Annotated in this window: 12 protein-coding genes; 11 read left to right on the top strand and 1 reads right to left on the bottom strand. The window is 38.2% G+C overall.

What is annotated here, in order from left to right; all coding sequences use genetic code 11:
- The first annotated feature begins 7 nt into the window (after positions 1-7).
- The 3 genes from ED2_RS00425 to ED2_RS00415 all read left to right on the top strand — a co-directional run bounded on the left by ED2_RS00425 (position 8) and on the right by ED2_RS00415 (position 2,354).
- Positions 8-679 (top strand): ABC transporter ATP-binding protein, encoded by a 672-nt coding sequence (locus tag ED2_RS00425; RefSeq protein ID WP_005878346.1) that lies wholly within the window; start codon positions 8-10, stop codon positions 677-679.
- Positions 680-700: 21 nt separating this feature from the next.
- On the top strand, positions 701-1,276 hold the full coding sequence (locus ED2_RS00420) for a TetR/AcrR family transcriptional regulator (protein ID WP_005878348.1): 576 nt from the start codon (positions 701-703) through the stop codon (positions 1,274-1,276).
- A 163-nt stretch (positions 1,277-1,439) separates the two neighbouring features.
- A complete protein-coding gene (locus ED2_RS00415; RefSeq protein ID WP_016177372.1) occupies positions 1,440-2,354 on the top strand; it encodes an N-acetylmuramoyl-L-alanine amidase family protein in 915 nt (304 codons plus the stop codon).
- Between the two features lie 261 nt (positions 2,355-2,615).
- On the opposite strand, the gene rnhC is transcribed toward ED2_RS00415, so the two are convergent.
- A complete protein-coding gene (gene rnhC, locus ED2_RS00410) occupies positions 2,616-3,527 on the bottom strand; it encodes a ribonuclease HIII (protein WP_005878352.1) in 912 nt (303 codons plus the stop codon).
- Between the two features lie 201 nt (positions 3,528-3,728).
- Between rnhC and zapA the strand changes: the two genes are divergently transcribed.
- The 8 genes from zapA (at position 3,729) to ED2_RS00370 (ending at position 14,049) form a co-directional block, all read left to right on the top strand.
- Positions 3,729-4,166: a cell division protein ZapA gene (gene zapA, locus ED2_RS00405; protein WP_005878354.1), complete on the top strand. Its 438-nt coding sequence runs from the start codon at positions 3,729-3,731 to the stop codon at positions 4,164-4,166.
- A gap of 20 nt (positions 4,167-4,186) precedes the next feature.
- Positions 4,187-4,738 (top strand): CvpA family protein, encoded by a 552-nt coding sequence (locus ED2_RS00400; RefSeq protein WP_016177373.1) that lies wholly within the window; start codon positions 4,187-4,189, stop codon positions 4,736-4,738.
- A gap of 106 nt (positions 4,739-4,844) precedes the next feature.
- Entirely contained in the window at positions 4,845-7,205 is a 2,361-nt protein-coding gene (locus ED2_RS00395; protein ID WP_016177374.1) for an endonuclease MutS2, read from the top strand.
- 85 nt (positions 7,206-7,290) lie between these two features.
- Positions 7,291-7,605, top strand: a complete 315-nt coding sequence (gene trxA, locus ED2_RS00390) for a thioredoxin (RefSeq protein ID WP_005878359.1) — start codon at positions 7,291-7,293, stop codon at positions 7,603-7,605.
- A 248-nt stretch (positions 7,606-7,853) separates the two neighbouring features.
- A complete protein-coding gene (gene uvrC, locus ED2_RS00385; protein WP_005878361.1) occupies positions 7,854-9,632 on the top strand; it encodes an excinuclease ABC subunit UvrC in 1,779 nt (592 codons plus the stop codon).
- Positions 9,633-9,820: 188 nt separating this feature from the next.
- Positions 9,821-10,720, top strand: a complete 900-nt coding sequence (locus ED2_RS00380; protein ID WP_016177375.1) for an ABC transporter ATP-binding protein — start codon at positions 9,821-9,823, stop codon at positions 10,718-10,720.
- A complete protein-coding gene (locus ED2_RS00375; protein WP_016177376.1) occupies positions 10,713-11,975 on the top strand; it encodes an ABC transporter permease in 1,263 nt (420 codons plus the stop codon). The genes ED2_RS00380 and ED2_RS00375 overlap by 8 nt, the downstream gene beginning before the upstream one ends.
- A 172-nt stretch (positions 11,976-12,147) precedes the next feature.
- On the top strand, positions 12,148-14,049 hold the full coding sequence (locus tag ED2_RS00370) for a fructose-bisphosphatase class III (RefSeq protein ID WP_060789669.1): 1,902 nt from the start codon (positions 12,148-12,150) through the stop codon (positions 14,047-14,049).

The following is a 14,049-nucleotide window of genomic DNA, read 5'->3' as shown; positions in this document are numbered from 1 at the left end:
AATAAAAATGGCAGCAATTGAATTTAAAGAAGTGGAAAAGAGTTTTCAAGATGGCGATCAGATCGTCCACGCACTGAAAAAAACGAATGTGCGTATTGAAAAAGGCGAATTCGTCGCAATCATTGGACCTTCTGGATCAGGAAAGAGTACATTTTTAACAATGGCTGGTGGATTGCAGACGCCTAGTAAAGGCTCTGTACTGATCAATGGGGAAGAGTTCAGTAATCAGCCTGAAAGTAAACGGGTGAAACTTCGTTTTAAAGAGATTGGCTTCATTTTACAAGCTTCAAACTTGGTTCCGTTTCTAACGGTGAAAAAACAGCTGATTTTGGTGGATAAAGTGAAACATGAGAAACGACAAGAGAAAGCTAACGAATTGTTTGAACAGCTAGGGGTCGACAGTTTGGTCAATAAATACCCAGAAGAACTGTCGGGCGGTGAACGACAAAGAGTAGCGATTGCAAGGGCTTTGTATAACGATCCTTCAATCATTTTGGCGGATGAACCTACAGCTAGCTTAGATTCTGAAAAAGCGAGAGAAGTAGTCGATATACTCGCGAAAGAGTCAAAAGAAAAGAATAAAGCGATCATTATGGTCACACATGATACAAGACTTATTGACAAATGTGATAAAGTCTTTATGATGGAAGATGGTGTTTTTAAAGAAAAAACAGACTAAGCCTGAAAAGAGGGTGTGCATATGGTTCATCGCTACAATAAAGATACGCAAGAAAAGATTTTGAAGGAAGCCAATCGCTTGTTTATGTCAAAGGGATATCTGGGTACTTCAACTAGGGAGATAGCCCAGAGAGCTGGAATCACTCAACCGAACTTGTACCATTATTTTAGTGATAAAGAAAAATTGTACAAAGCAGTTCTTGAAGAACATCTGACGACAGTCGGTCAAGATTTAAGAAAAATCTCAGAAACAAGCGATGTGACCTTTCAGCAAACATTGACAGCGATGGCGAGGTATTTGATTGACAGTCATTTGGTCGATCTATTCATGATGCTCCATGATTTGAAACAAAATATCTCAAGCGAAACGAGGAACCATCTTTTTGCGTTATGGAAGAAAAATTATCGTGAACCTTTTGAAGTCATTTTTTCAAAGAACCGAGAAGCACTTCGAGAAAATGTCACACAAGAAATTGCAGCCAGACATTTCTTTTTGATCCTCTCGCCATATATCACACAAGCAGGCAACTCTGTTGAAAAGTCCATGACTGTGGAACAGTTGATCGACTTATATTTACACGGCGTGATCAGTGAATAGTTGTGTTGAACAAAAAATTTAACAGCAACCAGCGGATCATCGTGAGGCACACGATGAAGGGATGAGACAATTCCTTCATACGTGTGTCTTTTTTGACTAAAAATTCAATTTAAGTTGTCTTTAAGCTTAACATCGTATTGTTTGCTTCACGAGGTGAAAGAACATGAAGAAAGTGATTCTGATTCTTTTTATTGGGTTACTCGGTGTGATAGCGAGCAATGAATCCAACTTTTTTGATAAACAAACAGCTGCAGAAGAAGCAAGTACTAGTCAAGAAAAGGCCACGCAAGCTGCAACAACGAGTTCGACAGAAACAAAAACAATGGTAAAAATTGGAAAAGAAGATAGCACGCTATATGCAGACGCTGCGTTGACAACCCCATTAACAGTAGTCAATGGTGGGGAGCTTACTACTTATCTCACCCAAAAAGATGATGCTTATCAAGTAACTACCAATGACGGAACGACGGGATATCTAGCTTTGACAAATGGGAGCATAGTGGAAAAAACAGTGCAGGAGAACCCAACAGACTTATCTGATGCGGTGATCGTAATCGATCCAGGTCACGGAGGAAGTGATACGGGGGCATTGAGTACCAACGAAGAAATAGAAGAAAAAACGATTACTTTGAGTACAGCTAAGAAAGTAAAGAAAGAACTTGAAGCAGCAGGTGCTACGGTTTATCTTACCCGAACTAGTGATACATTTGTACAGCTAGGAGATATCTGTATGTATAGTGAAGCAAAAAAAGCGGATATTTTTATTAGTCTGCATGCCGATTCTACAGAGTATGCCAATGAGGCAACAGGAATCACGACGTACTACTATTATCAAGAGAACGAAAAATTAGCCCAGACAGTTTCGGATTCATTTGACGATTTGCCGCTTGCCTCAAGAGGCATTGCAACAGGCAATTATCAGGTCTTACGGGAAAATCTTCAAACTGCGCTCTTAGTAGAGATGGGGTACATGAATAATGATGCTGATCTAGCAGAAATGACGACTTCTTCCTATCAACAACAACTAGCAGAAAGCTTAACTGAAGCGTTACGCGATTATTTTGAACTTCAAGGTTGAGCAGCTTCGTATGCTATATTTAAAAAAAGAAAAAAACGTGGGACAAAAGTAAGAAATACTTTTGTCCCATTCTTTAAAAACGAATAAACGGTGGAAGCAGAAGCAACTCCCTCGGAAATAAGCCGAAATCCACAAAAATTTGACAAGCAATTTTCGTTGATTCCTTCTTATTTCTCGGAGTTGAACACTTCTGTTCCAGCCTTTTTTTATAATTTCTCAAACCTACGCGATTTTTGTCTCGACCTCTTTGATTTGTGAAGATCAGCCCATCAATCTTTTGGCTTTTTCTGTATTGGCAAAGTGAAGTTTGGCGTAATTTTCCAGTAAAGGTAACCCACCTTTTTGTAAAATCTTAGCGGCTACGTGATCAGATTTTGTGCCAGCACCAGAAGGCAGTGTAAAACCTAGTTCTGCAGATGCTTTATCGAGTTCTTCTAAAAAACTTGCGCGACTGATGATAGAGGCAGCTGCTACAGCTAGATGGTATTGTTCCCCTTTAGTAACGAAATAAAGTTTTTCTTGGATTTGATTTTTTTCTGACTGTACATATTTTTTAAAGTTTGCTTCTGGCGTGAACTGATCGATCAAAATAGCATCAGGTTTAGTGGGTGCTATTTTTTGCAACAACAAATGGATTGCTTGATTATGCAAAGCGACCTTCATCCGAACTGCATTATACTTTGGCTGGATCTCATTGTATTTCTTCGGAGATAAAACAAGTAGCTGATAGGGTATCGTTTCTTTTAGTATCTTCGCTAATTGAACGATCTGTGGATCTTTCATTTCTTTTGAATCGCGCACACCTAATTGTTTCAATAAATCAAGTTTTGTTTTGTCGACATATGCGGCACAGACGGTCAGCGGGCCAAAGTAACTCCCATTGCCGACTTCATCACTTCCTAGCACGGATAAATGAGGAAGATCAGGTGGCAAATCCGTACTTTTGCTATTTTTTTTGGCTGCTGATTGGGCTTCACCCCAACGACCAGCTTCTTTTTCTGCATTTGTGCCTTGAAACATGACTTTTCCAGAAGTATAAGCAGTGATCGTAGTGCCATTTTTTTTTGCTACAAAAGATGTATAAGGAACTTTTTTTGGTAATAAAAAAGTTGAATAAGTTTGTTTCATTTTTTCGATCTGTTTAGTAGTTGTTTTTATGATTACGTTACTCATGGTGCCTCCAATTTATTGACATTGTCCAAAATAGTTTGCTCTCCATACATTCTAAACATAAGAATAGTAGGAGACATAGCATTTTTTTTTAGTTTATCATATAATGATAAAGTAAATTAAAGAAATGTGTGTACAGCTGTTAAATCATTAACTTCATGGTACACTAGATAATAATTTTATCAATAGGGGGAAATGATTCGGATGGCGCACGAAAAAACACGCTATAAAGCAGTGATTGCCGACCAAACTTACACGATCATTGGACGTGAAACGAAACATCACATGGATATCGTGACAAATTTGATCAATGAACAATTAGCAGAGTTGAAGGAATTGTCACCTCAAATCGATAACGAACAAGCAGCTATTTTGATGGCTGTCAATGCGCTCTCGGATCAATTGAAAAAACAAGAAAAAAATTTAGAACTTGAAAAAGAAGTGGCAAACTTAAAGAAAAAAATGATTAAATTTACCGAAATGGAGAACCGTATCAAACGGATCGAAGCAATTGAAAATGAAGCTCGAGAAGTTTTGAAAGAAAACGGGCAACCTGACCGTGAAATCAAAAATCATATGGAAGCACAACAAATCTTGAATGAAAAAAGAAAAGGCCAAATCAAACAAAAATCTTCAAATTAACGAGGAGAAAGGAACGTGGCATGTTAAGTTTATTGATTTTATTTATTTTGCTGATTGCGTTTTTTTCAGGGGCCAGGCGAGGTTTTGCTATGCAAGTGGTTTATACGATAGGCTATGTACTATCGTTTTTTGCGGCCCAGCATTTTTACAAACAGTTAGCGGATCATTTAGAGTTATATATTCCTTATCCAGCAGCGACTTCTACATCTAAAATGGTCTTTTTTGATCAAGCGATCTCTTTTAGATTAGATGAGGCCTTTTATGCAGGTGTGGCCTTCTTGCTGATTCTATTGGCGGGTGCATTGATCACTCGCTTCATCGGGATTTTTGCTCACAGTTTGACCTATGTCCCTGTGTTGAGGCAAGTAGACTGGCTAGCAGGCGGTGTGCTGTCTGTTGTGGTTGCTTATGTGACGATTTTCTTACTTTTGAGCTTATTGACTCTTGTTCCAGTAGATTTTATCCAAAATCAATTTAGTGGAAATAGTCTTGCACGCTTTATTGTTGAGAAGACACCGCTATTGAGTGACAAAATCCATGATCTATGGGTAACGAATATCATCAATCAATAGGATTGATGAAACAAAACGATTGAAAAGAGGTTGTGACAGGATGGCAGAAGCGAAAGAGCTGATGCGAAGAGTTACAACTTTTTTTAGTGAAAGATAAGGTGATAAAGTGAATAACCGAATCCTTGAAACATTAGAATTTGAAAAAGTAAAACAGCTTGTCCGTCAATATTTAGTGACAGCTCAAGGACAAGAAGAACTAGTGAAATTAGTTCCTGTTAATCAGAAAGAACACATCACGGATTGGTTGGCTGAAACAGAGGATGGATTGAAAGTCCAACGTTTACGTGGAGGCATCCCGATACCAAAATTGGAAAACATCCGACCACATATGAAACGGATCGAAATCGGTGCAGATTTGAATGGGGTTGAATTAGCGGAAGTTTCTCGTGTGTTATCAACAACTAGTGAATTGAAACGATTCATTGATGATCTAGCTGACAGCGAAATCGACTTCTATCGTTTGTATTTTTGGGCTGACCAGCTAGTTACGATCCCGGTTTTAAGCCGTCGACTAAAAGAAGCAATCGATGAAGATGGCAGAGTGACAGATGATGCTTCACCAGAACTAAAAAGTATCCGTCAAAACATTCGTCGCAGCGAACAAACGGTTAGAGAGCAATTAGATGGCATCGTTCGAGGGAAAAACGCGAAATATTTGAGTGATGCAATCATCACGATGCGAAATGATCGCTATGTTATTCCAGTAAAACAAGAATATCGTGGTGTGTTTGGTGGCGTAGTCCATGACCAAAGTGCTTCTGGTCAAACTTTATTTGTTGAGCCAAAACAAATCGTTGACTTGAACAACCGGTTAAGACAGTACCAGATTGCCGAACGTAATGAGGTCCAACGAATATTAAGTGAATTGTCAGCAGAGCTTGTTCCTCATCGTAATGAGATCATCCATAACGCATATGTTATTGGAAAAATGGATATAATGAATGCCAAAGCTCGTTTTGGGAAAGAATTAAAAGCAATTGTTCCGACAATCAGCGAAGAGAATCATGTTGTGCTCAAACAAGCACGGCATCCATTGATCGACCAAGAGAAAGTTGTGGCTAATGACATTACGATCGGTGAGAATTATCAAGCAATCGTCATCACTGGTCCAAATACAGGTGGGAAAACCATCACGTTAAAAACGCTTGGCTTACTTCAATTGATGGGGCAGGCTGGACTGCCGATCCCTGTAGGTGAAGATAGCCAGATTGGAATTTTTGAAGAAGTATTTGCCGATATCGGAGATGAGCAGTCGATCGAACAAAGTTTATCGACTTTTTCTTCTCATATGACCAATACAGTGGATATCTTAGCGAAAGTAAACGAAAAAAGTTTAGTTTTATTTGATGAGTTAGGTGCCGGGACAGACCCGCAAGAAGGAGCAGCATTAGCTATCGCTATCCTAGATGATCTAGGGAAAAAATCAGCGTATGTCATGGCAACGACTCATTATCCAGAGTTGAAAGTGTATGGTTATAATCGTGCCAATACGATCAATGCAAGTATGGAGTTTGATGTGGATACATTGAGCCCAACATATCGCTTACTGATCGGTGTTCCAGGTCGAAGCAACGCATTTGAGATCTCGAGTCGGTTAGGACTAGATCAAGATGTGATCAATGAAGCAAAACAATTGATGAATGATGAAAGCCAAGATTTGAATGAAATGATTTCTGATTTAGAAAGTCGTCGTAAAATGGCTGAAACAGAATACTTGGAAATGCGTCATTATGTTGATGAGGCACAGAGTTTGTATGAAAATCTAAAAGATGCGTATAGTTATTTCTTTGAAGAACGGGAAAAAGAACTAGAAAAAGCGAAAAAGAAAGCAAATGATCTGGTGGCGGAAGCAGAAGAAAAAGCCGATCACATCATCGCAGATATCCGAAAAATGCAACAACAGATCGGACAAGGAAATGTGAAAGAGCATCAATTGATTGATGCGAAAACACAATTAGCAAACTTACACCAAGAAGAACAATTGAAGAAAAATAAAGTATTGAAAAAAGCGAAGGAACAAAAGACGCTCAAACCTGGAGATGAAGTTCTTGTAACGACTTATGGCCAGCGAGGAACCTTGTTACGTAAAAACGGGGATCAATGGCAAGTGGAGATCGGTATCTTGAAGATGAATGTTTCTGAAAGTGAATTGATGCCAGTAGCTCCGCAAAAAGAACCAACACAAAGAGTGGTGCATACAGTAAGATCAGAGTCTGCCAGTCATGTGGCAAATCAACTAGATCTTCGTGGAAAACGTTATGAAGAAGCACTGACTGAAGTGGATCAATACCTTGATGCAGCAATCTTGGCTGGGTATCCTCAAGTCACTATTGTCCATGGTAAAGGAACAGGAGCACTACGCAAAGGGATCACGGACTATCTAAAAAATCATCGAAGTGTAAAAAGCTATGAATTTGCTCCCGCTAATCAAGGTGGGAATGGCGCAACGATCGTTAAGTTTAAATAAAACTTACTTAATGTAAGCAGAATGCTCGTTTCTGGAAAAGAAAAATGCTATAATACCATCAGACTAAAAAATGGAGGTCTTTTATATGTCACAAGTAGTTACAGATACGACATTTAACGAAGAAACAGACAAAGGCTTAGTATTGGTTGACTTTTGGGCAACTTGGTGTGGACCTTGTCGCATGCAAGCACCAATTTTGGATCAATTAGCAGAAGAATACGATGAAGATGAATTCAGGATCGTAAAAATGGATGTAGATGAAAATCCACAAACACCACAAGAATTTGGGATCATGAGTATTCCAACATTATTGTTGAAAAAAGATGGACAAGTAGTTGAAAAAGCGATTGGTGTTCATACGAAAGAACAACTACGTCAAATGATCAGTCAACATTTATAGAATGAACAACCTTATTTATAAGGTCGTGAAAACTAGTTACAAGGTTTAAAAAGAGGTCCTTAATTCGGATTTAGAGGGTGAGACAAAAAGTGATGTTTACTTTTGTCTCGCCCTCTTCTTTTTGCGCAGTGTCATAATGCAGACGATACTTGTAAAATTTAATTTATTGTCAAAATAAATGACAGTGAAACAACGAATTTATCAATCATGTTATAATGAATACAATGAAATTTGAAAGGAAGTATACAATGAATGAACGCATCAAAAACAAATTAGCTTTACTTCCTGATCAACCAGGCTGCTATTTGATGAAAGATAAAAATGGAACGATCATTTATGTGGGAAAGGCAAAAATCCTAAAGAATCGTGTTCGTTCTTATTTTACAGGTAGCCACAATACCAAAACAGAACGATTAGTTAGTGAGATCGTAGACTTTGAATATATCGTGACTGAATCAAATATCGAAGCCTTGCTTTTAGAGATCAACTTGATCAAGAAGAACGATCCTAAATATAATATCATGCTAAAGGATGACAAGACGTATCCTTTTTTAAAAATCACCAATGAAAAATACCCACGTTTAGTGATCACACGTAAAGTATTGAAGGATAAAGCTTTTTACTTTGGACCTTATCCCGATGTAGGGGCTGCGAATGAAACAAAGAAAATACTTGATCGACTGTTTCCTTTACGTAAATGTAAGCCAAGTCAAACCAAAGAACCTTGTTTGTATTATCATTTAGGCCAATGTTTATGTCCGTATTACTTTGATGTCGATCCTAAGGTATACACGAAAATCGTCGATGAAGTAAAAGGGTTTCTAAACGGCGGTCATGAAAAAGTTGAGTCAGAGATCCACCAAAAAATGGTGCAGGCTGCTGAAAATATGGAATTTGAAAAGGCCGCAGAATACCGCGATCAGATCCGAGCAATCGAAACGATCATGACAAGACAGAAAATGACGAATACCGATTTAGTGGATCGAGATGTATTTGGTTATGCCATCGATAAAGGGTGGATGTGTGTCCAAGTATTTTTTGTGAGACAAGGAAAATTGATCGAACGTGACGTTTCTATCTTTCCTTTTTATAATGAAGCGGAAGAAGACTTTTTAACATATATCGGCCAATTCTATCAAGAAAATGAACATTTCATCCCCAAGGAAGTCTTGATCCCTGATACGATCGACCAGTTAAGCGTGGAAGCTCTATTAGACACCAAAGTGTTACAGCCAAAAAGAGGCGAAAAGAAAAAACTAGTGGAACTTGCCAATAAAAATGCAGCGGTTGCCTTAAATGAACGGTTTGATCTGATTGCGCGAAAACAGGAACGAACGATTGGCGCCGTGGAACGGTTAGGAAATGCAATGAATATCCCTACACCAACACGTATCGAATCTTTCGATAATTCTAATATCATGGGAACAAATCCAGTCGCTGCGATGGTCGTATTTATTGACGGGAAACCAGCAAAAAAGGAATACCGCAAATATAAGATCAAAACAGTGAAGGGTCCTGACGACTACGCCTCCATGAGGGAAGTTATCTATCGTCGATATGCACGTGTGATCCGTGAAGGCTTGCCTTTGCCTGATTTGATCTTGATCGATGGGGGAAAAGGTCAAGTCGATGTTGCAAAAGATGTGCTGGAGAACCAGTTAGGTATCGATATTCCCGTAGCAGGAATGGCAAAAAATGAAAAGCATAAAACGAATGAATTACTTTTTGGTTCAGATCTAGCTGTCGTTCCATTGGAAAGAAATTCACCTGAGTTCTTTTTATTGCAACGAGTACAAGATGAAGTCCATCGATTTGCAATCACCTTTCACCGACAACTTCGAAGTAAAAATAGTTTTGCTTCGCGCTTAGATGAAATCGAAGGATTAGGACCAAAACGGAAAAAAACTCTTTTGAAAGAATTCAAATCTCTAAAAAATATTACAGCAGCAACAGTCGAAGAACTTCAACAAATCGGCTTACCTAAAAATGTCGCACAAAATGTTTTTGACAAATTACATGAAAACTAACAAAGGACGCTTTACAAACACTGTAAAGTGTCCTATCATTTTTTATAAGAAAAATGATAGCCAACAATCGTTTCGGTACAATAGGGGGTATTTCTTCTTAAATGTCAGGTTCCCCTCTTGGTTTTATTCTTACGAATGTATGCGATTTATTTTTTGAAGAAATATACTAGTGGCGAAGGAGTGAAACGATGTTAGAAGTTAAAGATCTGGTAAAGACTTTTGGGAACTACACAGCTGTTGACCATGTATCATTTCAGATTCCAGATGGAAAGATCATGGGATTGATCGGACAAAACGGGGCGGGAAAAACCACGACGTTTCGACTGATTTTAGATTTTTTGACACAAGATCAAGGGGAAGTATTATGGAATGGTCATCATTTAGGAGAAAAAGATTACGATATCATTGGGTATCTGCCTGAAGAACGAGGATTATATCCAAAAGTGACGATCCAAGATCAACTGGTGTACTTTGCGGAATTACGAGGAAAATCAAAAAAAGAAATTGAACCGAAAATCGATTTTTGGATGGGAAAATTCCAAGTAAAAGGCAAGAAAACAGATAAAGTCAAATCGCTATCAAAAGGAAATCAGCAAAAGGTACAGTTGATTGCTACGTTGATCCATGAACCCAAGCTGATCATCCTAGATGAACCATTTAGCGGGTTGGATCCAGTCAACGCAGAACTATTGAAAGATGGGATCATTGAATTAAAAGAGAAGGGTTCTTGTGTGATCTTCTCAAGTCATAATATGGATAATGTTGAAAAAATCTGTGATCATTTGATCATGTTGCGAAATGGGAAAATGGTTTTAGATGGAAAAGTACATGAAATCAGAGAATCTTTTGGCCGAACAAAAGTATTTTTAGAATCTGATCTGACACAACAAGACGTAGCTGAAATCGAAGGTGTTAAAAATGTGACCCTTCATGAAGACCAAACATTGGAAGTCACATTAGAAGATCCAGAGGCAGGGAAAGAGATTTTCACGCGAGCAACTCAGTTTGGCTACATTCCGATGTTCAATCAGCAACCGCCTACTTTGGAAGAGATCTTCAAAATGAAAGCAGGTGAGATGGATGCGTAAATTTTGGATCATTACAAAAGATGTCTATTTAAAAAATATCAAATCTATTTCTTTTCTGATCATGATCTTAGTGCCATTTATTATGATGGGGGTCATTTACGTTGCAGGGAATTTTGCGCAACAAAATAGTGAGGTCAATAAAATTGGGGTCCTATCAGATGATCCGCAGGTGACACAACAACTAGGTCAAGTGAAAACAGATGATTTTGAGTTTAAAGCAATCGATTCGACAAAAAAGGCACAAAAAGAATTGGCAGATGAAAAAATCGATGCCTATATGACCGTTTCGGTAGCTAACGAGGAAGTCAAAGGGAAACTCTATAGCGAAAATTCATTAGGTCAAAGTACGCAGTTACTTATCCAACAACAACTGACGGGTGTGCAATCGATGCTTAGAGCAAGTACGCTGGGCGTTTCGCCAGAAGAAGTAGCAAGTCTTAGTCAGCCAGCAAGTTTTTCCCGCCAAAAAGTCAGTTTCAACGATCAAGGAAAGATGACTGTGGGAGAAGACAATTCTGATGTACAATATGTAGTTAGCTATGTCGCAACGATCATCTTGTTCATCATTATCTTGACGTATGCACAAATCATTGCACAGGAGATTGCTTCTGAAAAGGGTACGCGTATCATGGAAGTGATCTTATCTAGTACAACGGCTCAAAAACATTTCTATGGCAAATTGACAGGCGTTTTGCTTGTTGCTGTGACACAAATGGCATTATATGGCGTGATTTTTGGCGTCGGATTTAATCAATTCAAAAATATGGATATCGTGAAAAATGCTTTAGATGGGATTTCTTTAGATAGCATTTTTGGACCATTCCTATGGTATTCATTGCTATTCATGTTTTTTGGTATCTTGATATTCGCTGTTCTAGCAGCACTATGCGGATCATTAGTGAATAAAGCAGAAGATACAGCAAAGGCGATTTTACCTGTCACCTATTTATCGCTAGGTGGATATATGTTAGGTCTGATCTTAGGTGCGTCTGATCCTAATAATATCGTCATTCGTATCACCTCTTATATTCCATTCCTTTCTTCTTACATCATGCCTGTTCGTTTAGCGAATGAAACGGTCGATGCGAGTGGAGCGATGGTCTCACTTGTCATATTGATCGTAGTCACTTTTGTTTTAATGTTTCTTTCTGCAAATATGTACAAATCCAATGTGCTTGTTTATAGCGAGGGTGGACTATGGAGTTCATTGAAACAATCGATATCGATCATGAGAAATGAACGCAAAAAAGCCTAACACAAAACGAAGATGAAGAAACACGTTCATTAAGAGGAGTTTTCTTAGTGAACGTGTTTCTTTTTATAGATAGACCAATATTTTTTTGATCCGAAGTGAATTAAGATTTTAATGTTGAAAAAAGCGCTTATATTCACTATAATTTTAAGTATACCAATCTGGAGGTCTTAGAATGGATCAATATTTAGAGTTATTGTCAGAAAAATTCCCTACAATGGAAGATGTGATCACAGAGATCATTAATCTGGAGGCAATCTTGCAGCTTCCGAAAGGGACAGAGCTGTTTTTAAGTGATATCCATGGAGAATTTCCAGCGTTCGATCATATTTTGCGTATTGGTTCAGGAAATTTAAAAGAAAAAATCAAAGAGTTGTTTCATGACTCTTTGGATGAAGAAGACATCAAACAACTGACGATCTTTGTTGCTTATCCAGAATATGCTGTCACAACTGAATGGTACGAAAAGCAAGACAAATCACAGCTGATCCATCAATTGATCGAATTGTTACGTTTTACTTCTGTAAAGTATACACGTTCAAAAGTTCGAAAAGGACTGCCTAAAGAGTATAGTTACATCATTGAGGAATTATTGTATATCGACGACCGAGTTGCCGGCAAAAAAGAGTATGTCAAAAAAATCATTGATCAATTGACGTTGATGGGTGAAGAACAGCGTTTTTTGAAAAAATTGGCGCAGACGATCCAAACAATGGTCATTGATCATGTCCATATTGTTGGGGATATCTTTGATCGAGGTACCCAAGCTGCAAAAGTAATGGATCGACTGATGAAATTCTCATCTATCGATATCCAATGGGGAAACCACGATCTTTTATGGCTTGGCGCTTATTGCGGTTCGGAAGCCTGCTTATTGACACTGTTAAGGATTGCCGCTCGGTACAACTATTTATTTGATTTGGAGAAAGAATATGGCTTGAACTTTCGTATTCTAGCTTCTTTTTCAAATGATAATTATGATGAAAATCCTCTGTTTACACCAAAAAATCATGAGGAGTTAACAACAAGAGAACGAAAAGAAATGGAGAAGATCCATCAAGCACTTGCAATCATGCAATTTAAAGTGGAGTCACAAATATTGGAACGACGACCAGAGTTTGAGATGGCCCAACGAGATTTATTGACTCAAATCGATTATTCTCACAACACGATCAAGTTAGATGGAACGGTTCATACGATCAATGGCGCTTGCTTTCAAACGATTGATCCAAAGAATCCGAATCAATTGTTGCCAGAAGAAAGACAAGTGATCGATAGCTTGATGTACTCATTTCAACATTCTTTGAGAATGAAGAAGCATATGGAATTTTTGTTGACCAAAGGAGCAATGTATCTGACATATAATCAGCATCTTTTGTTTCATGGATGTATACCGATCGACCAAGAAGGTGGCTTCCTGTCATTTTCTTTAGAAAATAAAAGTTATTCTGGTAAAAAATTATTGGATTTCTTTGAAAAGCAAATCCGAACTAGTGCGAAAAAGATTACTGTAAAAGATGATCTGGCAACAGATTTGATTTGGTATGCTCAGATCGGACCATTTTCGCCGCTCTTTGGGAAAAGTAAGATGGCAACATTTGAACGTTATTTTCTAACCGAAAAGGAAACTCATATAGAGAAAAGAAATCCTTATTATACTTTAAGAAACGAGGAATGGTTCAGCAAGAAAGTTCTTAAAGAATTTGGTGTAGAAGAAAATGGATCAGTCATCATCAACGGTCATACTCCGGTCAAAGTCAAAAAAGGAGAATCACCGATCAGAGCCAATGGTACCGTCTTTGTGATTGATGGTGGACTATCGAAGGCGTATCAAAAAACGACTGGGATCGCTGGTTATTCGCTATTGTGTAACTCTTATGGTTTTCAAATTGTTACCCATTACCCCTCCCTTGGTATTGAACAGCAATTAAAAAAGACGAGTAATCAAGCAGATGTCAAGAAAGTGATCGATCAACAACTACCTAGAAAATTTAACCGAGACACATCCAAAGGAATAGAGTTGCAACAACAAGTCAACCAATTGAAACGTTTATTGGCTTATCAACGCAAACAATAA

It is taken from the genome of Enterococcus durans NBRC 100479 = LMG 10746 (assembly GCF_001544215.1).
GTDB classification, from domain to species: domain Bacteria; phylum Bacillota; class Bacilli; order Lactobacillales; family Enterococcaceae; genus Enterococcus_B; species Enterococcus_B durans.
This window is presented reverse-complemented; position numbering and strand designations above follow the sequence as displayed.